The organism is Polaromonas sp. UC242_47 (assembly GCF_044452385.1).
In the GTDB taxonomy this organism is placed as follows: Bacteria; Pseudomonadota; Gammaproteobacteria; order Burkholderiales; family Burkholderiaceae_C; genus Polaromonas.
This window is the reverse complement of the sequence record NZ_JBIOAO010000001.1, coordinates 3,600,275-3,623,641: the sequence shown is the minus strand read 5'-3', so window position 1 is coordinate 3,623,641 and position 23,367 is coordinate 3,600,275. Positions and strand designations below refer to the sequence as shown.

General features: G+C 62.7%; 23 protein-coding genes. 8 read left to right on the top strand and 15 right to left on the bottom strand.

Features of this window, described 5'->3' with window-relative positions; translation table 11 throughout:
• Positions 1-40: 40 nt before the first annotated feature.
• The 5 genes from ACHMXK_RS17525 to ACHMXK_RS17505 form a co-directional block, all read right to left on the bottom strand.
• A complete protein-coding gene (locus tag ACHMXK_RS17525; RefSeq protein ID WP_397441808.1) occupies positions 41-1,516 on the bottom strand; it encodes a nucleobase:cation symporter-2 family protein in 1,476 nt (491 codons plus the stop codon).
• 435 nt (positions 1,517-1,951) lie between these two features.
• Positions 1,952-3,196: a M20 family metallopeptidase gene (locus ACHMXK_RS17520; protein ID WP_397441807.1), complete on the bottom strand. Its 1,245-nt coding sequence runs from the start codon at positions 3,194-3,196 to the stop codon at positions 1,952-1,954.
• A complete protein-coding gene (uraD, locus tag ACHMXK_RS17515) occupies positions 3,189-4,973 on the bottom strand; it encodes a 2-oxo-4-hydroxy-4-carboxy-5-ureidoimidazoline decarboxylase (protein WP_397441806.1) in 1,785 nt (594 codons plus the stop codon). The genes ACHMXK_RS17520 and uraD overlap by 8 nt, the downstream gene beginning before the upstream one ends.
• 2 nt (positions 4,974-4,975) lie before the next feature.
• Positions 4,976-5,923, bottom strand: coding sequence for an allantoinase PuuE (gene puuE / locus ACHMXK_RS17510; protein ID WP_397441805.1), 948 nt, complete (start codon positions 5,921-5,923; stop codon positions 4,976-4,978).
• Positions 5,920-6,594 (bottom strand): GntR family transcriptional regulator, encoded by a 675-nt coding sequence (locus tag ACHMXK_RS17505; RefSeq protein ID WP_397441804.1) that lies wholly within the window; start codon positions 6,592-6,594, stop codon positions 5,920-5,922. The genes puuE and ACHMXK_RS17505 overlap by 4 nt, the downstream gene beginning before the upstream one ends.
• A 67-nt stretch (positions 6,595-6,661) precedes the next feature.
• Between ACHMXK_RS17505 and uraH the strand changes: the two genes are divergently transcribed.
• Positions 6,662-7,015 carry a hydroxyisourate hydrolase gene (gene uraH, locus ACHMXK_RS17500; RefSeq protein WP_397441803.1) on the top strand — a complete coding sequence of 118 codons (354 nt, stop codon included), beginning with the start codon at positions 6,662-6,664 and terminating at the stop codon, positions 7,013-7,015.
• 120 nt (positions 7,016-7,135) lie between these two features.
• Here uraH and ACHMXK_RS17495 read toward each other — a convergent pair whose 3' ends face one another.
• Positions 7,136-7,645: a hypothetical protein gene (locus tag ACHMXK_RS17495; protein WP_397441802.1), complete on the bottom strand. Its 510-nt coding sequence runs from the start codon at positions 7,643-7,645 to the stop codon at positions 7,136-7,138.
• Positions 7,646-7,794: 149 nt separating this feature from the next.
• Between ACHMXK_RS17495 and xdhC the strand changes: the two genes are divergently transcribed.
• The 3 genes from xdhC (at position 7,795) to ACHMXK_RS17480 (ending at position 11,255) form a co-directional block, all read left to right on the top strand.
• Positions 7,795-8,610, top strand: coding sequence for a xanthine dehydrogenase accessory protein XdhC (gene xdhC / locus ACHMXK_RS17490; protein ID WP_397441801.1), 816 nt, complete (start codon positions 7,795-7,797; stop codon positions 8,608-8,610).
• Positions 8,611-8,740: 130 nt separating this feature from the next.
• On the top strand, positions 8,741-9,982 hold the full coding sequence (locus ACHMXK_RS17485; RefSeq protein WP_397441800.1) for a urate hydroxylase PuuD: 1,242 nt from the start codon (positions 8,741-8,743) through the stop codon (positions 9,980-9,982).
• Positions 9,983-10,127: 145 nt separating this feature from the next.
• Entirely contained in the window at positions 10,128-11,255 is a 1,128-nt protein-coding gene (locus ACHMXK_RS17480) for an ABC transporter substrate-binding protein (RefSeq protein WP_397441799.1), read from the top strand.
• 25 nt (positions 11,256-11,280) lie between these two features.
• On the opposite strand, the gene ACHMXK_RS17475 is transcribed toward ACHMXK_RS17480, so the two are convergent.
• On the bottom strand, positions 11,281-12,216 hold the full coding sequence (locus ACHMXK_RS17475) for a LysR family transcriptional regulator (RefSeq protein WP_397441798.1): 936 nt from the start codon (positions 12,214-12,216) through the stop codon (positions 11,281-11,283).
• A 94-nt stretch (positions 12,217-12,310) separates the two neighbouring features.
• On the opposite strand from ACHMXK_RS17475, the gene ACHMXK_RS17470 reads away from it, so the two are divergent.
• From ACHMXK_RS17470 to ACHMXK_RS17460, 3 genes are all read left to right on the top strand, one after another.
• Positions 12,311-13,405: a tartrate dehydrogenase gene (locus ACHMXK_RS17470; protein ID WP_397441797.1), complete on the top strand. Its 1,095-nt coding sequence runs from the start codon at positions 12,311-12,313 to the stop codon at positions 13,403-13,405.
• A 47-nt stretch (positions 13,406-13,452) separates the two neighbouring features.
• Positions 13,453-14,400: a tripartite tricarboxylate transporter substrate binding protein gene (locus tag ACHMXK_RS17465; RefSeq protein WP_397441796.1), complete on the top strand. Its 948-nt coding sequence runs from the start codon at positions 13,453-13,455 to the stop codon at positions 14,398-14,400.
• 113 nt (positions 14,401-14,513) lie between these two features.
• Positions 14,514-15,839, top strand: a complete 1,326-nt coding sequence (locus ACHMXK_RS17460) for a glycerate kinase (protein ID WP_397441795.1) — start codon at positions 14,514-14,516, stop codon at positions 15,837-15,839.
• Between the two features lie 112 nt (positions 15,840-15,951).
• On the opposite strand, the gene ACHMXK_RS17455 is transcribed toward ACHMXK_RS17460, so the two are convergent.
• Genes ACHMXK_RS17455 through ACHMXK_RS17435 form a run of 5 tightly spaced genes read right to left on the bottom strand, consistent with a single transcriptional unit; the run spans position 15,952 to position 20,634 of the window.
• Positions 15,952-16,968, bottom strand: a complete 1,017-nt coding sequence (locus ACHMXK_RS17455) for a 2Fe-2S iron-sulfur cluster-binding protein (RefSeq protein ID WP_397441794.1) — start codon at positions 16,966-16,968, stop codon at positions 15,952-15,954.
• A 15-nt stretch (positions 16,969-16,983) separates the two neighbouring features.
• Positions 16,984-17,937: a PdxA family protein gene (locus tag ACHMXK_RS17450; RefSeq protein WP_397441793.1), complete on the bottom strand. Its 954-nt coding sequence runs from the start codon at positions 17,935-17,937 to the stop codon at positions 16,984-16,986.
• Positions 17,934-18,398 carry an aromatic-ring-hydroxylating dioxygenase subunit beta gene (locus ACHMXK_RS17445; protein WP_397441792.1) on the bottom strand — a complete coding sequence of 155 codons (465 nt, stop codon included), beginning with the start codon at positions 18,396-18,398 and terminating at the stop codon, positions 17,934-17,936. The genes ACHMXK_RS17450 and ACHMXK_RS17445 overlap by 4 nt, the downstream gene beginning before the upstream one ends.
• Before the next feature lie 26 nt (positions 18,399-18,424).
• On the bottom strand, positions 18,425-19,657 hold the full coding sequence (locus ACHMXK_RS17440; RefSeq protein WP_397441791.1) for an aromatic ring-hydroxylating dioxygenase subunit alpha: 1,233 nt from the start codon (positions 19,655-19,657) through the stop codon (positions 18,425-18,427).
• An 8-nt stretch (positions 19,658-19,665) separates the two neighbouring features.
• Entirely contained in the window at positions 19,666-20,634 is a 969-nt protein-coding gene (locus ACHMXK_RS17435) for a Bug family tripartite tricarboxylate transporter substrate binding protein (protein WP_397441790.1), read from the bottom strand.
• 121 nt (positions 20,635-20,755) lie between these two features.
• On the opposite strand from ACHMXK_RS17435, the gene ACHMXK_RS17430 reads away from it, so the two are divergent.
• Complete coding sequence (locus tag ACHMXK_RS17430) at positions 20,756-21,517, top strand: IclR family transcriptional regulator C-terminal domain-containing protein (RefSeq protein ID WP_397441789.1); 762 nt, start codon at positions 20,756-20,758, stop codon at positions 21,515-21,517.
• 21 nt (positions 21,518-21,538) lie between these two features.
• On the opposite strand, the gene ACHMXK_RS17425 is transcribed toward ACHMXK_RS17430, so the two are convergent.
• Genes ACHMXK_RS17425 through ACHMXK_RS17415 form a run of 3 tightly spaced genes read right to left on the bottom strand, consistent with a single transcriptional unit; the run spans position 21,539 to position 23,336 of the window.
• Positions 21,539-21,979: an acyl-CoA thioesterase gene (locus tag ACHMXK_RS17425; protein ID WP_397441788.1), complete on the bottom strand. Its 441-nt coding sequence runs from the start codon at positions 21,977-21,979 to the stop codon at positions 21,539-21,541.
• Positions 21,980-22,026: 47 nt separating this feature from the next.
• Positions 22,027-22,344, bottom strand: coding sequence for a hypothetical protein (locus ACHMXK_RS17420; protein ID WP_397441787.1), 318 nt, complete (start codon positions 22,342-22,344; stop codon positions 22,027-22,029).
• Positions 22,345-22,352: 8 nt separating this feature from the next.
• A complete protein-coding gene (locus ACHMXK_RS17415; protein WP_397441786.1) occupies positions 22,353-23,336 on the bottom strand; it encodes a Bug family tripartite tricarboxylate transporter substrate binding protein in 984 nt (327 codons plus the stop codon).
• Positions 23,337-23,367: the final 31 nt, after the last annotated feature.

Genomic DNA, 23,367 nt, shown 5'->3' with positions numbered 1-23,367 from the left:
CTATTCGACGAAGCGGCCCGGCCGCTCTCGCCTGGCGACGTCAATGGGCCTCGGCCTGCCGGGCCGCCTGAATCGCAGCCACCTTGTCTTCCTTCGCGCCGTTGAAGAACAGGTTGAGCGCCACCGCGCTGATCGATGCGAGCAGAATGCCCGACTCGATCAGCGGGTGCAGGCCATGCGGCATCCATTGTTTGAAATTGGGTGCGATCAGCGGGATCATGCCGATGCCGATGGAGATGGCCACGATCAAGGCGTTGAAACGGTTGGCCTTGAAGTCCACGCCCGCGAGAATACGGATGCCGGTGGCCGCCACCATGCCGAACATCACCAGACCGGCGCCGCCCAGCACGACGGTGGGCAGCGACTCGACCAGCGCCGCCATTTTGGGCAGTACGCCCAGCACAATCAGGATGAGGCCGCCGGCCACGCAGACAAAACGGCTGCGCACGCCGGTCACCGCGACCAGCCCGACGTTTTGCGAAAAACTTGTGTAGGGGAAGGTGTTGAAGATGCCGCCAATCAGCGTGCCCAGGCCGTCGGTGCGCAGGCCGCGCGCCAGGTCGGCCTGGCCGACCTGGCGTTCCGTCATTTCGCCGAGCGCCAGGAACATGCCGGTGGACTCGATCATCACGACAATCATCACCAGCGTCATGGTCAGGATCAGCACCGGATCGAACACCGGCAGGCCGAACTGGAAGGGCAGCACCACATCCACCCAGGCCGCCTTGCTGACCTTGTCGAAGTTCATCAGTCCCAGGGCCGCGGCCGCCATCGCGCCCACCACAATGCCCAGCAAGACCGAGATGTTGGCGATAAAACCCTTGGCGTATTTGGCGATCAGCAAAATGGACACCAGCACCAGGGCGGCGATGCCCACGCCGGTCAGGTCGGCGTACTTCGGATTCGGCACGGTGGGCAAAATGCTCAAACCTTTGGGTGTGTTGGGCAGTGCGGAGCCAGGCGAGGTGACGTCGGCCAGCCATTTGAGATGGGCTGGATCAACGATGTTGGGCGCGGTTGGGCCCACCGGGTTGCCGAAAATCCAGTTGATGCCGATGCGCATGAGGCTGATGCCTATGACAGCGATGATGGTGCCCGTGACCACAGGCGGGAAGAAACGCAACATGCGGCTGACCATGGGCGCGATCAGGATGGAGATCACGCCGGCGCCTATGATGGCGCCAAAAATCAGCTGGGCACCCGGCGCGCCCGGGTTGGCATTGGCCATGGCGACCATGGGGGCCACCGATGCAAAGGTCACACCCATCATCACCGGCAGACGGATACCGAACCATTGGGTGGCGCCCAGCGCCTGGATCAGGGTCACGATCCCGCAGCAGAACAGGTCGGCCGAGATCAACATGGCCACCTGCTCGGGGCTGAGTTTCAGGGCTCGGCCGACGATCAGCGGCACGGCCACGGCGCCGGCATACATCACCAACACATGTTGCAGGCCGAGGGCCGTGAGTTTGCCCGCGGGTAACCGTTCGTCGACCGGGTGAACCGAAGAAGTCATGGGTGTCTCCTGTTGTGCACGTTGATGTGCACCAAACTGTATACACTTTTATGGAGAGCCAGTATCGCGGAAAACCCGGAGTTTGCTTTACCCTGGGTCGAGTCTGTTTTGACCGTTATGACGGTAATGGCGGCTTTTTTGCGCTGGCCAAAACCGTGCGAGCAGGCCTGACCTCTGCACAGCTCAATGATTCATTTCGTCAGGACAAACGGAGACGTCCCGGTAACAGGGCCCCGGCTGGGCCTGCGCCGCGTGGAGCCGCCAAGCCGGGTCATGTGCTGTGGATTTCTGACAGCAGATGCTATTTATTCAGTAGCTGTTGACGCCCAAGGGGTAAGGGCTGGCGGCCAATTTGAGCTGAATTTTTTGCTGGCGGGCAGGAACAGCGCCCTGCGAGATGCAGCCATGGATCCCGGATCACGTCCGGGGCGATTTTCACTGAACCGCAGGGGGCTGTTCGCCCAGCAGTTCCAGCAGCGTGCGCGCCACCACCTTGGTCGCGCGGCGCAAGTCTTCCAGCACCAGATGTTCGTCGGCGCGTTTGGCGTTGGACTCCAGCACCGTGCGGGGACCGGCGCCGTAAATCACGCCCGGGATGCCGGCTTCGGCATACAGGCGCACATCGGTGTACAGCGGTGTGCCCATGGCCGGGATCGGCTCACCGAACACGGCTTCCCCGTGTTTCTGGATGGCGTCAACCAGTGGCTGGTTGCCGGGCTGGGGTTTGAGTGCATTGGCCAGCAGCAGGCGTTTGATCTCGACACGCACGCCCAGGCAATCCTTGGCGGCATCGGCAATCACCTTGCGGATCGCGCGCTCGACTTCGGCCGGTTTTTCTTCCGGGATCATGCGGCGGTCCAGCTGGAAAGTCACCTTGCCCGGCACCACGTTGGTGTTGGTGCCGCCTTCGATGCGACCGACGTTCAGGTAAGGGTGGTTGATACCCTCGACCTCGGAGGTGATGTCCTGGTACAGCTCATTCTGCGCATACAGCGCATTGAGGATGTGCACCGCCGCTTGCAGGGCATCGATGCCGGTGTCGGGAATGGCCGCATGTGCCATCTTGCCGTGCACGGTCACGGCCATTTGCAGGCAACCGTTGTGGGCGGTGACCACCTCGTAGCTGAAGCCCGCGGCGATCAGCAGGTCGGGTTGGGTGAGTTTGTGTTTGAGCAGCCAGCCCGGTCCCATCTCGCCGCCGAACTCCTCGTCATAGGTGAAATGCAGCTCTACGTTGCCGTGTAGCGGTACACCCAGCGACTCCAGCGCGCGCACCGCAAAGGTGAAGGTTGCAAAGTCCGACTTGCTGACCGCGGCCGCGCGGCCGTAGATCTTGCCGTCTTCGACCTTGCCGCCAAACGGGTCCTGGGTCCAGCCTTCGCCGGGTGGCACCACGTCGCCGTGGGCGTTGAGCGCAATGGTTTTGCCTTCGCCATAAGGGCGGCGCACGATCAGGTTGGTCAGCGACTCCAGGCCATAGGCCTTGACCTCAACCGGCGGGACCTTGTGTTTTTCCGCTTCAAAGCCGAAGGCCTTGAGCAGTTCGGCCGTACGTTCGGCATGCGGTGCGTTGTTGCCGGGCGGGGTGGGGGTCGGGACACGAATCAGTTCCTGCAGGAAGCGCACCTCCTCGTCGAAGTGGGCGTCCACCCAGGCATCCAGTTTGTCGTGATCAGTCATGGGTTTGGTCCGCAAGTTGGTTCAGGAGATGCTGGAAAGCCTGGACCGCGAGTTCGATGTCATCGCTGGTGGTGCTTTCCAGCGGGTTGTGGCTGATGCCCGAATTCTGGCCGCGTACAAACAACATGGCTTGCGGCATCACTTCATGGAGCTTCATCGCGTCATGACCGGCACCGCTGGGCATGCGGTAGAGCGGAACACCCAGGCTGTCGACCGCGTTTTCCCAATACTGCTGCCAGTCGGTCGCGCTGGGGGCGGCGGCGGCACGCATGGTTTCTTCCGCGGTATGGTAAACGCCGCGGCGCTCACAGATGGCGGCGAGTTCGGCCAGCACATCCTTGACCAGGGCATCGCGCTGTGGATTGGTGGGGGCGCGCAAGTCCAGCGTGAACTGGCAGCGCCCCGGCACCACGTTGATGGAACCGCCGGGCACGGTCCAGATGCCTATGGTGCCGACCGAGTCGCCATCACGGGCCGCACGTTGTTCCACATACAGCGCGAGTTCCGCCACGGCCACCGCGGCATCGCGGCGCCGGTCCATCGGTGTGGTGCCGGCATGGCTGGCCATACCCGTGACTTCACAGACATAACGCACACCGCCGTTGATCGAGGTCACGATGCCCAGGGGGACGTCAAGCTCGTTGAGCACCGGCCCCTGCTCGATGTGGACCTCGACAAAACCCAGGTAATCGGCCGGCTTGCGCTGCAACTGGGCAATTGCTTCCAGCGTGGCCGGCAGGCCGGCGTGTTGCATGGCTTCACGCATGCTCACACCGTCGGTATCTTTCTGGTCCAGCCAGACGGGATTGAACTGGCCGATCAAGGCGCCCGACCCCAGAAAGGTGGCCTTGTAACGCTGGCCTTCTTCTTCGGCAAAAGCAATCACTTCAAAGTCGAAAGGCAGGCGCTTTTTCTGGCGCGACAGTTCGGCCACACAGGCCATGGGTGTGAAGAAACCCAGCCGGCCGTCGTATTTGCCGCCGTTGCGCACGGTGTCGTAATGCGAGCCTGTCATCAGGGTTTTGGCGCCGGGCTGCGCCGCCTTGTAACGCCCGACCACGTTGCCGACGGCGTCGATGAACACCTCGTCAAAGCCGTTGTCCTGCATGGTTTGTTTGATCTGCTGGGCCGCGGCACGGTGTGCATCGGTCAGGTAGGTCACCGTGAGTTGGCCTTTTTCCAGGTAATCCGGGTCGCTGAAGGCGCTGAGTTTTTCCTGCCAGTCCCAGACCTGGTTGCCCAGGCTCGGCTCTATGCCGAACTTGTCGTTGAGCCTGAGTTCTGCGATGCGGTGGATGTTGCGCAGGGCTTCTGCCAGTTCAAAGTCAGGGTGGTTGGCCAGGCGCCGCTCAAAGGTGGCGATGATCTCTTGCCGGGACAGACCGGTGCCGCGCGGGCCACGCACCGCCAGAATGAAGGGAAAACCGAATTTGGCCTGGTAGCTGGTGTTGAGCGCCTGAATCTTGGTCAACTCGTCGGCCGTGCAGTGGGTCAGTCCCGCTTTGCTTTGTTCATTCGTTGACTCTGCTGTCAGCGTGTTGCTGGCCATGGCTTTGCCGGCGAGTTCGGGGTGGGCGCAGATCAGGGTGAGCTGGGCTTCGCGGCCAGCGTCATGAATAAGACGCGCCATCAGGTGTTTGAGTTGCGGCAGCGAGCGGAAGGGGCGTTGCGCAAGCGCGGCAGCGGCGATCCAGGGGGAATGTTCATACAGGCCTTCCAGCCAAGTCGTGGCCTCGGGAAGAGGCGCTGCGTTCAATTGTTCTAAGGTCAAAGTCATGTTCAGTCTTGGTAAGGGTGGACTTGCATCCAGTGACGTGCAATGTCAAGGCGGCGGCAAATCCACACGTGGTCGTGTTGTTGAATGTGGTCGAGAAAACGTTGCAAGGCGACGATGCGGCCGGGGCGGCCCAGCAGGCGGCAGTGCATGCCTATGCTGAGCATTTTCGGCGCATTCAGGCCCTGGGGATCGCCCTCGGTATACAAGGCATCAAAGCTGTCGCGGAGATAGGTGAAAAAATCGTCGGCCTGCGAGAAACCCTGGGGCAGCGCAAAACGCATGTCGTTGGTGTCCAGCGTGTAAGGCACAACCAGGCGTGGCACGGGCGTGCCATCGCTGCGTTCAACCTTCATCCAGAAGGGCAGGTCGTCGCCGTAATAGTCGCTGTCGTAGGCCAGCTGGCCGTCGTCGGCCACCAGGCGCCGCGTGCGCGGGCTGTCGCGGCCGGTGTACCAGCCCAGCGGACGCTGGCCCGTCATCTGCGTGATGATCTCCAGGCCCAGGCGCATGTGTTCGCGTTCGGTCGCTTCATCGACACGTTGGTAATTGATCCAGCGCAGGCCGTGGCAGGCGATCTCATGGCCCAGCTCGACAAAGGCTGCCGTCAGTTCCGGGTGGCGTTGCAAGGCCATGCTGACGCCGAACACCGTCAGTGGCAGTTGGCGCTTTTCAAATTCGCGCAGGAGGCGCCAGACGCCTGCACGCGAGCCGTATTCGTAAATACCTTCCATGCTCAGGTGGCGCTCGGGGTAACTCGGTGGGTTGAACATCTCCGAGAGAAACTGCTCCGAGCCGGCGTCGCCATGCAACACCGAGTTCTCGCCACCTTCCTCGTAGTTCAGCACAAACTGCACGGCGATACGCGCCTGATTCGGCCACTGCGCGTGCGGCGGGGTGCGGCCATAACCGACCATGTCTCGAGGATAGCCCGTGGTTTTTTGTGTGTTCATGACAGCGCCATCGAAATGTCGTTGCTGGGCACCTTGCGGTCGAAGGTCAGGTTTTGCTCCACATGCAGCAGGTGTTCGTCCATCAGTCGCACGGCGCGTTCTTCGTCTTTGGCGGCCAGTGCCTTGACGATTTCGGCGTGTTCGTCGTTGGAGTGTTCGGCCGCGCTACTGGTCTGGTACATCAGGGTGATCAGGGCACAGCGCGAGATCAGCTCGCTGAGCATTTGCGCCAGCACCTCGTTGCCCATCAGTTCGGCCATACGCACATGGAAGTCGCCGAGTAACTCGGTGCGGCCGGCCACGTCTTCCTTGGCCACGGCGGCTTTTTCCTGCGCTACATGTTCCTTGAGTGCGCGGATTTTGGCGGGCGTCACGTCGCGCACAAAAGCGCGTGTCATCTCGGCTTCCAGCATGCGGCGAACCGCAAAAACCTGGCGCGCTTCGTCGGCCGCCGGCGCGGCAACAAAAGCGCCACGTGCCGGCTCCAGCCGGATCAGCCGGTTTTGCGCCAGCTGGAACAAGGCCTGCCGCACCAGCGTGCGTGACACACCAAAATGGTCGGCCAGTTTCTGTTCGGCCAGTTTGGTACCGGGATGCAGGCGGTGGTCAACAATCGCCCGGGTCAATGCTTCAACAATAGAGCTGGTGGCAGAAGATTCCATGCGATGCATGATAGCTGAAGGTGAAAAAGTTGTATACACTTCTGTTTACTACATCTTCCACCAGAAAGAGGCACCCATGGGCCTGAGCACACATGTCCTGGACACCATGCACGGCACACCGGCGGCCGGCATGCATGTCGCGCTGTACACCACCGACGGCGGCCAGGCCAGTCTGGTGAAGTCCTTTGATCTGAACAGCGACGGTCGTAACCCGGATGGTCTGCTCTACGACAACCACAGCCTGCAGCGCGGCACTTACCGGCTGGTATTTGATGTGTCGGCTTATTTCCGGGCACGCGGCGTGAATTTGCCTGAGCCAAACTTCCTGAACCAGGTCAGCCTGGACTTCGGCGTCGCCGACACCAGCCAGCATTACCATGTGCCGCTGCTGGTCAGCCCCTGGAGTTATTCGACTTACCGCGGTAGCTAGGCGTATCGGGGCGGCTTGTCCCTACCAGCCAGGGCCGCGGAACCGGCTCCGCCGGGCCGCAGGCGCAGCGCCCCCTAGTGGGGCAGGGAGTTACACGCAGTGAACGACCGTGGGGGCCAATCAGTCCTGCCCTTCGGTCAGGGTATCCAGCTGGAACTTGCCGCTTTTGTGCCACAGCCAAGTGTCGGTGTAAACCACCTTGCCAAGCCGGACCGGCGCCGGAAACGGGGCGGCGTTGCGGATCATGCGTTCGATTTCGGCCACCACTTCGGGGGCGTGGCGCGGCGCCCGCATCCAGTCGAGGCGGGTGACGGCACCGGCCTGGTTGATTTCAACATTCAGCACGCCGATGGCGTAGAGCAACGGCGGCATCCGGCCCTTGTAGATGCGGTCGCCGTGCAAGCCGTAGATATGCTTGGCGCCGCTTTGACGGTAAGCGCGCGCCGTGGTGGCCGACGAGCTTTGGGGGGAGCCCGTCGCCGGGCCTGTCACGGCTGGTGGCCCGGCCGGTTCCGACGGCGTGGAGGGCACGGCCGGCGTGGGGGCGGTCTTGCAGGCCGAGACGATGGCGCCTGCGGCTGCCGAGAGCAGGGCCAGCAGCCAGAAGCGGCGGGGAGGGAATTCAGACATGCATATCCTTGAGAATTTCGCCAAGTGTTTGTTGCTGCTATTGTGCAGTCTGTTCAGATGCAGACTGTGTAACAGCGACGGGATGGATTGTGCCGAATTATGCGATCAGCGGGCCAGGCAGCGGCGGCCCGCGTCAGAAGGTTTGTACCGTGAGTGATCAGACGGAATTGTTTTTGCAGCAGTTGGCCCACGCGCCGGCCGTGCTGGTGCAGGTGACGGCCACCCAAGGTTCGGTGCCGCGTGAAGCGGGGACCTGGATGGCGGTTTTTGCCGACACCTTGGTAGGCACCATAGGCGGCGGCCACCTGGAGTACCAGGCGATCGCGAGCGCACGTGCACGTTTGCAAGGTGTATCGGGTGTGGCCGAGAGCCGCATCGTGCTGGGCCCCTCGCTGGGGCAATGCTGCGGCGGGGTGGTGCGGCTGCGATTCGAGTCGGTCGCGCCGGCCGACGTGCCGGCCTTGCGTCTGCGGCTACACACACATTTACAGCCTGTTGCCTTGTTTGGCGGCGGCCATGTGGGCCATGCGCTGATCCAGGTGCTGGCGCGCCTGCCCTTTGCCCTGACCTGGATAGACAGCCGCGACGGCATTTTTCCGGACACCTTGCCCGACCGGGTGGCCTGTGAACACTCGGAGCCGGTGCAAGGTGCTGTGCGCAGCCTCGCGCCGCAGTCCCGGGTGTTGATCATGAGTTTCAGCCACGCCGAAGACCTCGATATCCTGGCCGAATGCTTAAAGCGCCAGCGCGTACAGGCCGACTTGCCCTACATCGGCCTGATTGGCAGCAAAACCAAGTGGGCGACTTTTAGGCACCGCCTGCAGGCGCGCGGCTACAGCGACGAGGAATTGGCGCAGGTGACCTGCCCGATAGGCCTGCCCGGCATAAACAGCAAGGAGCCCGAGGTGATTGCGGTCGCGGTGGCGGCACAATTGTTGCTGCAGGCTTCCACGGGAAAACCCTGAATTTCCTTCTTGATCTGGCGTCCATAAGGTGTATACACTTTCGTGGACAGGTCGCAGCGGAGCCATTGTGTTCGCGGCCGAATTTCTGCTCAGAGCGCCCGCAGTGGTGAGCAGGTTTGAAAGTTGAGACATGGAAAGTTACCTCCTCGACTGGGCCAACCTGCTGCTGCGCTGGGTCCACGTCATCACCGCCATCGCCTGGGTCGGCTCTTCGTTTTATTTTGTTTTTCTCGATTCGAGCCTGACACCGCCCGTGGACGAGGACCTCAAAAAGCAGGGGGTCAGCGGCGAACTCTGGGCCGTGCATGGCGGCGGTTTTTATCACCCGGTCAAATTTGCGGTCAAGCCGCCCGAGCTGCCCAAACACCTGCACTGGTTTTACTGGGAAAGTTACAGCACCTGGCTGTCGGGTTTTGCGCTGTTCACCGTGTCTTACCTGTGGAGTGCCGGCACCTACCTGATCGACAAGTCGCTGATGAACTGGTCGTCCGGCGCGGCCATCGGTGTGGCGCTGTCTTTCTTTGTGGTGTTCTGGATGTTGTACGACGGCATCTGCCAGTTGTTCGGCAAGCGCAAAAACGGCGACGCCATTGTGGGCGCCTTGGTGTTGCTGCTGGTCTGCGCGGCGTCCTGGCTGGCCTGCCACTGGTTTGCCGGCCGCGCGGCTTTTCTGCTGGTGGGCGCGATGATTGCCACGGCCATGAGCGCCAATGTGTTTTTCTGGATCATTCCCGGGCAGCGCAAGGTGGTGGCAAGCATCAAGGCCGGCCAGCCGGTGGACCCGGTGCACGGCCAGCGCGGCAAGCAGCGCAGCGTGCACAACACCTATTTCACCTTGCCGGTGTTGTTTGCCATGCTCAGCAACCACTACAGCTTCACCTACGGCCATCCGCAGAACTGGCTGGTGCTGATTGTCATGATGCTGGCCGGTGCGCTGATACGCCAGTTTTTTGTGATGCGCCACGGCTACAAGCTGGGACGCAACCGCAACCCGCTGCCGTATGCGCTGGTGGGCGTGCTGCTGATTCTGGCGGCCATTGTCGGGCTGAAGCCGCCCCTGGCCGTGGCACCGGTCGGAGTCGCTACTAATTCAATAGCTGCTTCCACAGGTGGGACGGGGGCTACAGGCAAAAATGACTATATAAATGTGCAAAAAGTGCTGGAGCAGCGCTGTTACCAGTGCCACGGCGCGCAACTGCAGATGAAAAACGTCAGGCTGGATTCGCCGGCTTTGCTGAGCCAGCATGCACAAGCGGTGTACCAGCAGGTGGTCGTGAGCAAAACCATGCCCCTGAACAACGCCACCGGCATGCTGGATGCCGAACGTGCCCAGCTCAAGGCCTGGTTCGAGGCCGGCGCGAAAACACCCTGAGGCTGGGCCCGCTATGGGCCGCGCGCCTTCTTCGCGTCTGGACGTCTCCGTAATATCGCTAATCGACTTTGCCCCTCCCCCATGCTTCAATTTGGGGAGGCAGCGTATCGCTGTGCTGATTTCATAAAACGGAGACAAGTCCATGATGTGTGTTCCATCCCTCCTCCGCAACCTGGCCCTGGGCAGCACCCTGGCGGCGTCCCTGGCCGCGGTCGCCGCCCCGATTGTGGTGGGACAGGTTGCGCCTTTGTCGGGCCTGGAAGGCACGCAGGCGCGCGCTTATTCCACCGGCCTGCAGCTGGCGCTGACCAAGGCCAACAAGGCTGGCGGCGTGAACGGCCATACCTTCAGCCTGGTGCGCAAGGACGATGGCGGCCGGCCTGAGGACAACCTCGCCGCCACCCAGCAACTGCTCAGCGAACACAAACCGCTGGTGCTGGCAGGTTATTTCGGCGACCGCGTGATTGGCGAGCTGGTGAGTTCCAAACTGCTGGACAAGGAGAAAATTGCGCTGGTGGGTTACCGCGTCAACGAGGTCCGCAGCGAGGCGCCGCTGGTCTACAGCGTTCGGGCCAGCCTGCGCGACGAAATCAACAAAATCACCGAACACCTGGTCACCGTGGGCATCACCCGCATCGGGCTGTTTTACCAGGACGGTCCCGGCGCCGCGCCGCTGATCGCGGCCACCGAAGAGGTGATGAAAAGCAAGGGCGCCAAAGTCACCGCCAAAGGCGCGTACACGCCGGGCACGGCCAAGGTGAGCAACGCGGTGGTGGATGCCTTCATCGCCGCGGCGCCGCAGGCCATCATCATTGTGGCCAGCGGGTCCGCCGCCGCGGCCTTCATCGAAAAATACCGCATGGATGGCGGCACGGCGCAGTTGTTCGCCCACTCCGGCGCGGACATCGAACAGATGTCGCAGCGCCTGGGTGAAGAACAAATGAAAGGGGTGGCCATCACCCAGGTCACGCCCAATCCCTACAAAATTTCAGGGCGGCTGACCAAGGAGTTCAGCGACATCACGGCCAAGACGCCCAACCTGGAGGTGCCGGTGAGTTACGCCATGATGGAAGGGTTTATTGCCGGCTCGGTGATTGTGGAGGCCGTGCGGCGCATGGGCCCCAAGGTCTCGCGTGAAGCTTTTGTGACTGCGCTGGACAACACCGACCTGGACCTGGGCGGCTACAAGGTGGACTTCGATCCCGGCATGCGCTCCGGCTCCCGGTTTGTCGAGTTGAGCATTGTCACCAGCAGCGGTCGCATCCGGCAATAGGTGCTGGCCCACCGGGCGCGCGGCCTTACCAGTTGCTCACCAGGCCCGCAGAACGGGTGGACGATTTTTCGAAATGGTGGGCTAAAAAATCCACAAAGGCCTTGACCCGCGCCGACACCTGGTGCCGTTGCGGGTAGACCGCATGAATGTCGGCCGGCGGCGATTGGTAATTTTCCAGCACCTGACGCAGCCGCCCGCTGCGCAGGTAACGTGCAACATCCCACTCCGCACGCATCACGATGCCGTGCCCCGCTAAGGCCCAGTTGACGGCGATTTCGCCGTCGCTGGTGCTCAGGTTGCCGCGCACCTTCACGGTCTCCGTGCGTTTGCCGGAACTCAGGCGCCAGATGCCATAAGCCTCGCCGCCTTGCCGTATGCCTATGCAGTTGTGTTGCGCCAGGTCTTGCGGCGTTTGGGGCGCGCCGCGTTTGGCGAGGTAGGCCGGTGCCGCGCACAGCAGGCGCCGGTTCGGAGCCAGCTTGCGGGCAATCACCCGGGCATCCGGCGGCTCGCCAAAACGTACACAGACATCGAAAGCATCGTCGCCCACAGGCGGCGGATTCACCGTGAGCTGGAGCTGGATCTGTACCTCCGGATGGAGCTTGGCAAAACCCGAAATCAGCGGGGCGATGTGGCTGCGGCCAAAACCCAGAGTGGCGTTCACACGCAGCAAACCCTCGGGTCCGGCGACGGCGCTGGCGACCAGTTGCTCCATGTCCTCGATCTCGGCGAGGATGCGCCTGGCGTGGGCCAGGTAAATCTCGCCTTCGGGTGTGAGGCTGATACGGCGTGTTGTGCGGTTGAGCAGCAACACGCCCAGGCGGGCTTCCATCTGCGCCAGACGTTTGCTGATGGCCGGCGTGGTCACGTCCAGTTCTCGGGCGGTGGCCGAGAAACTGCCGGAACGCGCCAGCAGACTGAAAAAAGCCATCTCGGAAGGGGCGGAAGCAGGCGTGGCCATTATTAACTCAAAGTGAACAATGGAATAACTTTAGGGGGTCTTGCGGCATCTGGCAATCCGTAAAGTTAGCGCATTGTTTTGACACGAGAAACCCATGAAAACTTACAAGATTGCCTGCATCCCGGGCGATGGCATTGGCAAGGAAGTGGTGCCCGCTGGCCAGCAGGTGCTGGAAACCATCGCCGCCAGCCAAAAAAGCTTTGCCTTCGACTTCAGCTCTTTCGGCTGGGGCGGCGACTGGTACCGCCAGCACGGCGTGATGATGCCGGAAAACGGCCTGGATGCCTTGCGCGGCATGGACGCGATTTTGTTCGGCTCGGCCGGCGACCCGCATATTCCCGACCACATCACCTTGTGGGGTTTGCGCCTGAAGATCTGCCAGGGCTTCGACCAATACGCCAATGTCCGGCCCACACGTATCCTGCCCGGCATCGATGGGCCGCTCAAACGGTGCAAGCCGGAAGACCTGAACTGGGTCATCGTGCGCGAAAACTCCGAAGGGGAATACGCCGGTGTCGGTGGTCGCGTGCACCAGGGTCACCCGATCGAGGTGGCCACCGACATGTCCATCCTGACACGCGCCGGGGTGGAACGCATCATGCGATTTGCCTTCAAACTGGCGCAGTCGCGGCCGCGCAAGTTGCTGACCGTGGTGACCAAATCCAACGCCCAGCGCCACGGCATGGTGATGTGGGACGAGATTGCGCTGCAGATCAGCAAAGAATTTCCGGATGTACGCTGGGACAAGGAACTGGTGGACGCGTGTACGGCGCGCATGGTCAACCGTCCGGCCTCGCTGGACACGCTGGTGGCCACGAATTTACATGCCGATGTTTTGAGCGACCTGGCCGCCGCGCTGGCCGGCAGCCTGGGCATTGCGCCCACCGGCAACATCGACCCCGAGCGCCGTTACCCCTCGATGTTCGAGCCCATCCACGGTTCGGCTTTTGACATCATGGGCCAGGGCCTGGCCAATCCGGTCGGCACCTTCTGGTCGGCGGTGATGTTGCTGGAACACTTGGGCGAACAGGCCGCGGCGCAGCGCCTGATGAACGTCATCGAAGAGATCACGGCCGACCCCGCGCTGCATACCCGCGACCTGGGCGGCAGCGCCACCCTGGCGCAGGTGACCCAGGCCGTGTGTGAACGGATTGCCGGTTTCCGGGAGGAGACACGCCAGGCCGCCTGACAGGCCCCAGAATGTGACAGACCTATAACGACGAAGGAGACAAGACCATGATGAAGCTGATTGCCGCTGTTTGCCTGACCCTGCTCGCGCCCTGGGCGCTGGCACAAAACTGTCCCGACAAAAATCTGCAGTACTGGCAGGCTTTTCCGCCTGGCGGTGAGTCCGACCTGTCGGCGCGGCATCAGCAGATGGTGCTCAAGAAAAAATGCCCGGCCATCGAAACCATTGTCCAGTACAAGGCCGGTGCCGGTGGGGCCTTGATGTGGTCGCAGATGAACCAGCTCGCCCCGGACGGCCTGAACATCGTCGGCGTGAACCTGCCGCACATCGTGTTCCAGCCCATCGAGGGCCAGGTGCAATACAAGACGGCCGATGTGACACCGGTGTTCTGGTTCCACTTCACCCCCGATGCGCTGGTCGTGCCCGAGGCCAGTCCGTACAAAACCTTTGCCGACTTCCTTGCCGCTGCCAAAAAGGACCCCGGCAAGATGAGCCTGGGCGGCTCCGGCCTGAACTCCGCCAACCATGCCTCGCATGAACGGCTGAACGCAGCCTTCGGCATTAAAAGCACCTATGTGCCCTACAAAGGCACGGGCGACATGGCGCTGGCGGTGGTCGGCAACCAGATCGACGGTGCGGTGACCTACACCGCCTTTGCCATCAACAACAAGGGCAAGACACGCGCCCTGGCCGTGGCCATGGAAAAACGCCACCCCTTGTTGCCTGACGTGCCCACCTTCAAGGAACTGGGTGTGGACTGGGTGGACGGCGCCTACCGCGGCATTGGTGTGCCCAAGGCGACACCGCTTGAGACACGCAAAAAACTGTCAGACATGTGGGCCGTGCTCAACAACGACCCCGAGATGAAAGAGCTGGCCGCCAAAAACGGTTTTGAATTGGTCAACGTGGGCCTGGACCAGATGGACGCCTTCATGAAAGACAAAACGCGTCTCTACACCGAAGGTGCACAGCGGCTGGGCTTGGGCAAGAAGTAAAACGAATCGCCCGTGTCGCCTCAGCATGGGCTGGCGACACGGGCAGTTTTTGATGGCGTTCAGACCGGGTTACCAGCAGGTTACGGCGTCACAATACGGGTTGGAGACAACGAATGACCGCACCCAACCCCGCCACCCATCCCCGCGCCTTTCTTGAACATCTTTACCAGGCCGCCGTGCAGCGCGCCTTGCCGCTGCACAACACCGCCGCGTATCTGCCCAAACCGCCCAAGGGCCGGACCATCGTTCTGGGCGCCGGCAAGGCGGGCGGTTCGATGGCGCAGGCGGTCGAAGCCTTGTGGCCGGCCGACGCCCCGCTGGAAGGCCTGGTGGTCACGCGTTACCACCACATTCCGCCACGCCCGGCCGGCTTGCCGCAACGTATCGAGGTGGTCGAAGCCGCTCACCCGGTGCCTGACGCGGCCGGACTGGCGGCCGCGCAACGCATCCTGCAGATGACACAGGGGCTGACCAAAGACGACCTCGTGTTGTGCCTGATCTCGGGCGGTGGTTCGGCTTTGCTGACTTTGCCGGCCGAAGGTCTGAGCCTGGAAGACAAACAAGGCATCAACAAGGCTTTGCTCAACAGCGGCGCCAACATCGGTGAGATGAATTGCGTGCGCAAACACCTGTCGCGCATCAAGGGCGGGCGCCTGGCCGCGGCCTGTGCGCCGGCCACCGTGGTGACTCTGACCATCAGCGACGTGCCGGGTGACGACCCCTCCGTGATTGCCAGCGGCCCGACCGTGCCCGACATCACGACTTGCGCCGATGCGCTGGCCATCCTCCAACGTTACAACATAGCGGTGCCTGCGGCCCTGCTGGCGCAGCTTGAAAGCGGCGCGCTGGAAACGCCCAAACCGGGAGACGCTGCGTTTGCCGGCCATGCCGTGCACCTGATCGCCACGCCTCAACAATCCCTGGAAGCCGCGGCCAAGGCAGCACGTGCGGCGGGGCTGGAAGCGCATATTCTGAGTGACGAAATGGAAGGTGAGTCGCGCGAGGTCGGCAAGGTACATGCAGCGCTGGCGCGTGCCGTGGCGCTCAAGGGCCAGCCCTTTAACAAACCCTGTGTGATTCTGAGCGGTGGTGAAACCACGGTCACGGTGCGGCCGCAGCCGGCAGGCACTGACAAGAAAGAGCGCGGCCGCGGCGGTCGCGCCGGCGAATTTTGCCTGGGGCTGGCGCTGGCGTTGCAGGGCCAGCCCGGCGTCTACGCGCTGGCGGCGGACACCGATGGGATTGACGGCATGGAAGACAACGCCGGTGCGTTTGTTGCGCCCGACACCTTGCAGCGCGCCGCGGCGCAGGGCATGAAGGTGGATCGTTTTCTGGACCGCAACGACGCCTACGGTTATTTCGAGCCGCTGGGTGACCTGGTCGTGACCGGGCCGACCCACACCAATGTCAACGACTTTCGTGCGCTATTGATTTTGTAGCTGCTTGCGTCCGCCGCATAAGGTCGGGAGCCTGATTTTCCTCTGAGCTCAGGCGCTGGGGCCGTTTTTTGCCTTTTTCAGCACAGGCCATGACGGCCTGCGCTAATGTCGCTCAGGCCGGTGGCGCCGATGGCCCGGGCACAAACACATCGGCATGAAAATCCGCAGACGCCAGCCCGCTCTCGGCGGCAGCGGCACGCACGGCCGCCACCATGGGCGGTGAGCCGCAGCAATACACCTCATGGCCGGACAGGTCGGGGCAACAGGCACGCAGCGCCTGGTCCACGCGGCCGGCAAAAGTATCGCCCACGTTGTCTGCTGGGCCTTCGCTGAGCGCCGGCACAAAACGAAAATCCGGCCACTGTTTTTGCCAGCGCGCCACGGCCGGACGCAAATACAGGCCGGCCTGGTCACGTGCGCCCCAGATCAGTGTCACGGGCCGCTGCACGCGGCGTTTGAGCAGGTCGTCCAGGATGGATTTCACCGGTGCAAAACCGGTGCCACCGGCGACAAACACGATGGGCCGGGTCTCGTCCTCGCGCAGCGCCACATGGCCGAAAGGCAATTCGATCTGTAACGTGTCGCCGGGCGCGAGCTGCGCCACCTGCGCACTGAAACGCCCGCCAGCCACATGGCGGATGTGCAGGATCGCGCCATCACTTTCCTGGGGCGGGTTGGCGAAGGAGTAGCTGCGTGTGCTGCCGTCGTCCAGCAAAATTTGCAGGTACTGGCCGGCCTTGAATTTCGCACGCTGGCCCGTCGGTAGCCGCAGCTTCAGCAGCGAGACATCGGGCGCGGCCAGTTCGTTGCTGTGCACCCTGGCCGTGAAGGTCTTGCGCGCGGACGGATCAATTCGCGTCCACGACATGGGCCGCAGCACCAGGTCGCTGGCCGGTGTACACATGCAATACAAGACCTGCTCGGGTGTGCAGCTGTCGTTGCGGATGGCCGCACCGTTGATGCCTGTCACCTCGCCGGCGGCGATCTGGCCGACACAACTGCCGCAAACGCCTTTGCGGCAGGAGTAGGGCAGGTCTATGCCCGCGCGCAGGGCGGCGTCGAGCAGGCTTTGGCCTGGTGCGCAGGCAAAGGCGGCGTCGGCGGCTTCGATGGAAATCTGATGGCTCATGGGGGCAAAGAATTTTTAGTTGGCCACGTTGCCGGACAGGAGGGCGATGGTGCGCAGCAAGGCAGTCGGGTCGGCGATACCGCGACCGGCAATGTCCATGGCGCTGCCGTGGCCCACGCTGGACAACAACACGTCCGCGCCTATGCTCAGGGCGCTGGCCGCGTTGGGCGCCAGCAGCTTGATGGGAATGTGGCCCTGGTCGTGCAACATGGCCACGTACAGGTCGTGCCGGCGCTGCGCGAGCAAGGTGTCGGCGCCGTGTGGACCGTCGATGTGGTAACCCTCGGCGCGCAACTGGGCCACGGCCGGCACCACGGTCTGCAGGTCCTCCAGGCCGAACAAAGTGCCTTCCGAGGCGTGGGGGTTGATGCCAAAAACACCGATACGGGGGGCTTCAACACCAAGCATCGCGCAGGCGCGGGCACCGGCACGTACCGCGCCTTGCACCAGCGCCGGTGTCAAGCGGTTCAGCGCCGTCTGCACACTTTCGTGCAAGGTGACATGCACGATGCGCAGGCCAGCGCCGACCAGCAGCAGAAACACCTGGTCCTCGGCCAGGCCGCAGACACGCGCCACCAGCGACGGGTAACCGCTGAACGGGATGTTGGCCTGGTGAATGGCGGTTTCATGGTGCGGGCAGGCGATGACGGCGTCGAAGTCGCCGGCGCGGCAGGCCTGGATGGCGGCGGTCGCTGAAGCAATCGCCGAGACACCAGCCTCGGGACAGATGCGGCCGGGTTGGGCCGCGTTGTCTGCCAGTGTGCCGGCTTCGACATGCTGGAGCTGTGGCAACAAGGCCAGCAGGCCAGACACCTCGGCAGCACGCGCCAGCACGGCACCGGGCCCGAAGAGCGTGATGCGTTGCCTGTCCTCGTCGCCCAGCGTCTGCAGCGCCTTCAGGGCGATTTCCGGGCCTATGCCGTTGGGGTCGCCCAATGCCAGCGCCAGGCGTTGCGGGGTAGCGCTCACAGCGGCAAGGCCATCAAGGTGTCGGTGACCGTGCTGTCGCAGATGGCGACGCGTTCGGCCAGCAACAGTTGCCCGTCCTGCAGCACAAAACGGTCGCGGTAGACACCGGTGGCAAACACCTCGGTCTGGCCGGTGGCCATGATACGCACCACAAGAAAGGGCGTGCGTGCCTGCGCCGCATCGGCCTGGGCAGACTCCAGCAGGGGCATGCCCAGCAGGTGGCGGTAACGCTGGCGTTCATAAATGTTGGCTTCGCGCAGGGCGGCGATGCGGTCTTCCAGCATGGCGCGCGAGTCCGCATAAACAATGCCGGCGGCCAGACCCTCTTGTTCGTTTTCGAGGTGGGTGATCCGGTAGTGGCAGTCGGAGGTGAAAAAGCCGGGCCACTGCTCCAGGGCATCGCTGTCGATGACATGGGCGTAGGCGGCGTTGAAGGCGCATAAGGCCAGCAAATCGATCATGGGTGTTTCTCTTCTCTGGTGGCGCCTCAGGCGCCCATGTGGTGGCGATAGGCTTTCCAGAAGCCGCGCACCGAGGTTTCCGTGGCTCGGCCTTCGCTGGAGCCGGCATGGTCACCGCCCATCTCGACCACCGCCTCCTTGTCGCTGGCGCCCGCGATGCCGCGTTGCACAAAACCGCCCACGGCGCCGTCTTCCATGGAGATAAAACCCGCCGGGCCGACCAGGTTGGATTGTTTGAGGCGCACCTTGCGTTGTTCGGGTGTGTCGTCGGTGTAGCCGAAGTAGGTCCAGTTCAGCTCGGTGCGGTCCACGTCCTTGGGCAAGACCTGGCGCACGGCCAGGCAGTTCTGGATTTGCTGCAGCACAAAGCCGGGGAAGACCGACAAAATCTGCAGCGTCACGCCGTCGTCGTATTCGGTGAAGCCGGCCAGCAGGCTGGGGTCTTTCAGGCGGTAGCGGTCGTTGTCCGAACGCAGGGCCTGCTCCTTGTAGGAGGAGTCTTTTTCAGCCGAGCTGTCTATCATCGAGAAGCTCACATGGTGGCCGCCTGACTCGTCGACAATCACGCCGCCTTTTTGCGACAGGCGGTTGAGCTCGAAGGTGGTGAAAAACAGGTGCAGCAGGCTGGCGTGGTAGCTGTCCTTGACGTTTTCCACGTACAGCTTCCAGTTGTTGGGCAGGGCCTGGGTGAAGCGGCCAATCACTTCCACCGGTTTGTGCATGACACGTTCGATACGCTGGCAAATCTCTTCGCCTAGGTAGTCCTCGATGTCGGGCACCTCGTCCGAGAAGCTGCCGAACACCAGGCCGCTGAACACAGCGATACGCAGCTTGCGCGGGCCGTGGGCTTCCTTGCAGAAGTCGGGCGGCATGCCGCCCTGGCCCTTGACACCTTTTTCAAAGGCCACACCCGTCAGGTCGCCCTGGCGGTTGTAACTCCAGGCGTGGTAAACACACTGGAAGTTGTCGGCCTTGCCGGATTTTTCCAGCGCGATCAAGGCGCCGCGGTGGGCGCAGCGGTTTTCAAACGCATAAATTTCACCGTCGCCATCACGCACCACCACCACCGGGGTTTCCCCGGCGAAGGTGGTTCGGTAACTGCCGGTCTCGGGCAGCTCGGCGTCCAGGCAGAGGAAGTTCCACACCTTGCCGCGGAAGATGCGTTCCTGCTCCTGGGCCGGCAAGTCCGTGTTGCTGTAAAGCGAGTAAGGAATACGCGTCAGGCCCGCGCTTTTCCAGTGAATGGTCTGTTCTTGCATGGCCGTCTTTACTCCAGCGTCACGTTGGCGCTTTTGATGACCTTGTTCCACTTGTCGGTTTCGGCCTTGATAAAGCGGCCGGTCTGCTCTGGCGACCAGCCGCGGGGCTCGGCGCCCTGTTCGGCGAAGCGTTGTTTCACATCGGGCAGGGCCAGCGCATCGGCGATGGACTTTTGCACGGTGTTGATCGTGGCAGCCGGGGTGTTGGGTGGCGCCACGACGGCGAAGAATGTCACGGCATTCATGGCCGGCAGCTTGTATTCCGCGAAGGTGGGCACCTGCGGCAAGGCCTTGGAGCGTTGTCCGTCGGCCACGGCCAGGATGCGCAACTTGCCGGATTGGTGGAACTGCATGGACGAGCTCAGGTTGTCAAAAAAGATGTCGACCTGGCCGCCTATCAGGTCCACCAGCGCCGGGGCTGTTCCCTTGTAGGGGATGTGGGTCATATCTGTGCCTGTCAGTTGCATGAACATGCTGGCCGTCAGGTGCGAGGTGGAGCCGTTGCCCTGCGAGGCGTAGCTGACCTTGCCGGGATTGGCTTTGACGTAAGCGATGAACTCCGCCAGGTCTTTCACCGGCAGCTTGGGATTGATGGACAAGACGTTGGGGACCGTGGCCACAATCGTGATCGGCGCCCAGCGTGTCGGATCGAACGTCAGCTTGCTGTACAGGTTGTGGTTGATCGCAATCGGGCCGGGTGGCGAGACCAGCAGCGTGCTGCCGTCCGGGTCGGCGCGGTAGACCACCTCGGCACCGATGTTGCCGCCGGCACCGGCGCGGTTTTCCACCAGCACACCGGCGGGAAAATTCGCGCGCATTTTTTCCGCCAGGATGCGCGGCAGGATGTCGGCCGTGCCGCCCGCCGGAAAGGGAACAATCATCTTCAGCGGCTTGCTGGGCTGGGCGAAGGCGCTGCCCACCAGGCAAATACTGGCGAGCAAGGTGGCGCCTATGCGGCGGGTGAGGGTTTGGGACATCTTTGTTATCTCCATGAACATTGCAAGGTGGGTCGCAGTGTGCCCTGTGGCACCGGGGTCAAACAAGCTATATTTGCGTAATGCGCAAAAACAGGCCTGGCGCCTTGATAGAGATCAACCCATGCAAGACAAGAATTTTGTAGCGTCGTTGCAGAAAGGCCTGGACATCCTGACCTGTTTTGGCCGCCGCCATGCCCGGCTGAACGTGTCCGAAGTGGCGCGTTTGACCGGCAATTCACCGGCGTCGGCCCGGCGCTCGCTGCTGACCTTGCAGCAACTCGGTTACCTTGACAGTGACGGCAAATATTTCTGGATGTTGCCGCGCGCCTTGCTGGTGGCCCACGCCTATCTGGCCTCGCGGCCCACGCCGTCGCTGGCCCAGCCCTTGCTGGATGCCTTGTCGGAACGCACGCGCGAATCGGCCTCGCTGGGCACCTTGATGGACGACGATGCCATCATCATCGCGCGTTCAACCGCCAGGCGCAGCCTCAGCACCGGCCTGGGCATAGGCTCGCGGCTGCCGGTGTATTGCTCGGCCATGGGCCGGGTCTTGCTGGCCAGCATGGACCCTGCGGAGGCCGCGCGCCGGGTGCGTGGCATGCTGCGCCCGCAACTCACGCCAGACACGCTGACAGAACCCGCTCAGATTCTGGAACGGGTGGCGCGTTGCCGTGAGGACGGTTATGCCAGCAGCGACGGCGAACTGGAAATCGGTGTGCGCTCCATGGCCGTGCCGGTGAGCGACCGGACCGGCTCTTTTGTGGGTGCCATGAGTATTGCCGTGCGCGCCGAACGCATGACCATGGCCGAGGTCCGCGAGACCTTTTTGCCGGCCTTGTTGCGGGCCAGAACCACCCTGGCCAGCCGCCTGTTTGCGCAGTAGCGGCTCAGGCCGCTACTGTGTCTATGTGAAAAGGGTCTTGATGGCCTCAGGAATCGGCAGCGCCCGGATCGCTTCCGGGTTATCGGTGCGGCGGCCGGCAAAAATCCGCACTTCATCACATTCCATGATGGCCTCCGCGCCGCGCATGATGCGGTAACGCTGCACAAAACTTTTTTCCCGCCATTCGGGGATGGAGGTGTGAATCTCCAGGGTGTCGCCATAGGTGGCGGTACGCAGAAAACGTGAATGGGTGTCCACCAGCGGCGTGCCTATCACGCCCAGCGTTTTTTCGGTTTCCTGCCAGGACGGCACGCCGCACTGCACAAAAAAGTGGCGCGAGGCGGCGTCTATCCAGCGGAAAAAATTGGGGAACCACACAATACGCGCCGGGTCGCAGTCGCCGAATTCGACGCGCACGGTGTGGACAACGGTTTTGGAGGCCGGGGAGTCAGAGTTGGTCATAAACAAAAATCAAGCATCAAGGCACGCCGCCCGCAGGCGGCGTGGGTTCAGGCAGGGTATTGCGTCAGGCTGCCTGCGGCATTGTCCAGCAACATGAACAAGTCATAGTAGGCGATGCTGACCTTGCCGCCTAGGCGGGCTTCGGTCTGGCTTATCCACTCAGCGTCGTGGCCCCTTTTCGCCGCTTCTATCGACGGCCAGATGTACAAACCCATGAGCTGGCTGTTGTCCTGGCTGACCAGGTAGTGCTTGCGCACCAGCTCAGGGTTGGCCTGCCAGCGCGCGACGGTGTCCAGCGCCCCGTTGACGATGTCTTCGCGCGTGCTGCCTGCGGGGGCTGCAAAACTGACAAATTCAGCAATCATGGCGGACCTCAGTCGGCCTTGATGTTGCGCGCCTTGATCAGTGCGCCGAAACGAATGCTGTCAATGGACGCACGTGAGCCGAAGTCGCTGGGCGACATGGGCGCCGGTTCACCTCCGATGGCCATGATGCGTTCGCGCACGGCCGGTGTGGCCAGGATGCGGTTGACCTCGCGGTTGACACGTGTGACCACGTCGGTGGGTGTGCTGGCCGGCGCATACAGACCGAAGTAAGTGTCGGCGTCAAAGCCGCGCAGGCCGGCTTCGTTCAGCGTGGGCACGTCGGGGAACATCGGCGAGCGGCGCGGGCTGCCCACGGCCAGCAGCTTGAGCCGGCCCGAACGCACGTGAGTCAGGCCCACGCCGGGATCCATCCAGAAATCAAACTGGCCGCCGAGCAAATCCTGCAAAGCCGGGCCGCCGCCGCGGTAAGGCACGTGCACGGCAAAGGTGTTGGTTTGCGACTTGAGCATTTCCGCCGCGAGATGGGGTGAGCTGCCGTTGCCCGGCGAGCCGAAAGACAACTTGCCGGGGTTGGCCTTGAGGTAGGTGATGAACTCCTGCACGTTTTTGGCCGGCAGGTCGGGTTTGGTCACCAGGTAGACCAGCACGCGGGCCACCGCCGCCACCGGCTTGATGTCCTTGGCCGGGTCAAAAGGCATACGTGGATACAGGTGCGGGTTGACCGACACCATGCCGCCGGAACTCATGAGCAGGGTGTAGCCGTCGGCCGAGGCCTTGGCCACCGCTTCACCACCTATGTTGCCGTTGGCGCCACCGCGGTTTTCCACAATCACCGGCTGGCCCAGGGCCTCGGACAGCGGCACACCGATGGTGCGCGCCAACTGGTCGGCCGCGCCGCCGGGCGGGAAGTTGACGATGATCTTGACCGGTTTGGCCGGCCAGGTTTGCGCCTGGGCGACAGGCAGCATGCTGCTGGCCGCAAGTGCCAGGGCCAGCAAAACACGGCGTTGAGGTTGGAAGGTTTGTTTCATGGGCTGTCTCCTTTTTTTGGTTTAAAACTGG

Coding starts and splice junctions, on each gene's coding strand:
- ACHMXK_RS17480 (WP_397441799.1), top strand. CDS start 10,128: ATGTGTGTTCCATCCCTCCTCCGCAACCTGGCCCTGGGCAGCACCCTG.
- ACHMXK_RS17435 (WP_397441790.1), bottom strand. CDS start 20,634: ATGTCCCAAACCCTCACCCGCCGCATAGGCGCCACCTTGCTCGCCAGT.
- ACHMXK_RS17425 (WP_397441788.1), bottom strand. CDS start 21,979: ATGACCAACTCTGACTCCCCGGCCTCCAAAACCGTTGTCCACACCGTG.
- puuE (WP_397441805.1), bottom strand. CDS start 5,923: ATGAACACACAAAAAACCACGGGCTATCCTCGAGACATGGTCGGTTAT.
- ACHMXK_RS17420 (WP_397441787.1), bottom strand. CDS start 22,344: ATGATTGCTGAATTTGTCAGTTTTGCAGCCCCCGCAGGCAGCACGCGC.
- ACHMXK_RS17415 (WP_397441786.1), bottom strand. CDS start 23,336: ATGAAACAAACCTTCCAACCTCAACGCCGTGTTTTGCTGGCCCTGGCA.
- ACHMXK_RS17495 (WP_397441802.1), bottom strand. CDS start 7,645: ATGTCTGAATTCCCTCCCCGCCGCTTCTGGCTGCTGGCCCTGCTCTCG.
- ACHMXK_RS17440 (WP_397441791.1), bottom strand. CDS start 19,657: ATGCAAGAACAGACCATTCACTGGAAAAGCGCGGGCCTGACGCGTATT.
- ACHMXK_RS17460 (WP_397441795.1), top strand. CDS start 14,514: ATGACCGCACCCAACCCCGCCACCCATCCCCGCGCCTTTCTTGAACAT.
- ACHMXK_RS17485 (WP_397441800.1), top strand. CDS start 8,741: ATGGAAAGTTACCTCCTCGACTGGGCCAACCTGCTGCTGCGCTGGGTC.
- ACHMXK_RS17470 (WP_397441797.1), top strand. CDS start 12,311: ATGAAAACTTACAAGATTGCCTGCATCCCGGGCGATGGCATTGGCAAG.
- ACHMXK_RS17465 (WP_397441796.1), top strand. CDS start 13,453: ATGATGAAGCTGATTGCCGCTGTTTGCCTGACCCTGCTCGCGCCCTGG.
- uraH (WP_397441803.1), top strand. CDS start 6,662: ATGGGCCTGAGCACACATGTCCTGGACACCATGCACGGCACACCGGCG.
- ACHMXK_RS17505 (WP_397441804.1), bottom strand. CDS start 6,594: ATGCATCGCATGGAATCTTCTGCCACCAGCTCTATTGTTGAAGCATTG.
- ACHMXK_RS17455 (WP_397441794.1), bottom strand. CDS start 16,968: ATGAGCCATCAGATTTCCATCGAAGCCGCCGACGCCGCCTTTGCCTGC.
- ACHMXK_RS17430 (WP_397441789.1), top strand. CDS start 20,756: ATGCAAGACAAGAATTTTGTAGCGTCGTTGCAGAAAGGCCTGGACATC.
- ACHMXK_RS17520 (WP_397441807.1), bottom strand. CDS start 3,196: ATGACTGATCACGACAAACTGGATGCCTGGGTGGACGCCCACTTCGAC.
- uraD (WP_397441806.1), bottom strand. CDS start 4,973: ATGACTTTGACCTTAGAACAATTGAACGCAGCGCCTCTTCCCGAGGCC.
- ACHMXK_RS17445 (WP_397441792.1), bottom strand. CDS start 18,398: ATGATCGATTTGCTGGCCTTATGCGCCTTCAACGCCGCCTACGCCCAT.
- ACHMXK_RS17475 (WP_397441798.1), bottom strand. CDS start 12,216: ATGGCCACGCCTGCTTCCGCCCCTTCCGAGATGGCTTTTTTCAGTCTG.
- ACHMXK_RS17525 (WP_397441808.1), bottom strand. CDS start 1,516: ATGACTTCTTCGGTTCACCCGGTCGACGAACGGTTACCCGCGGGCAAA.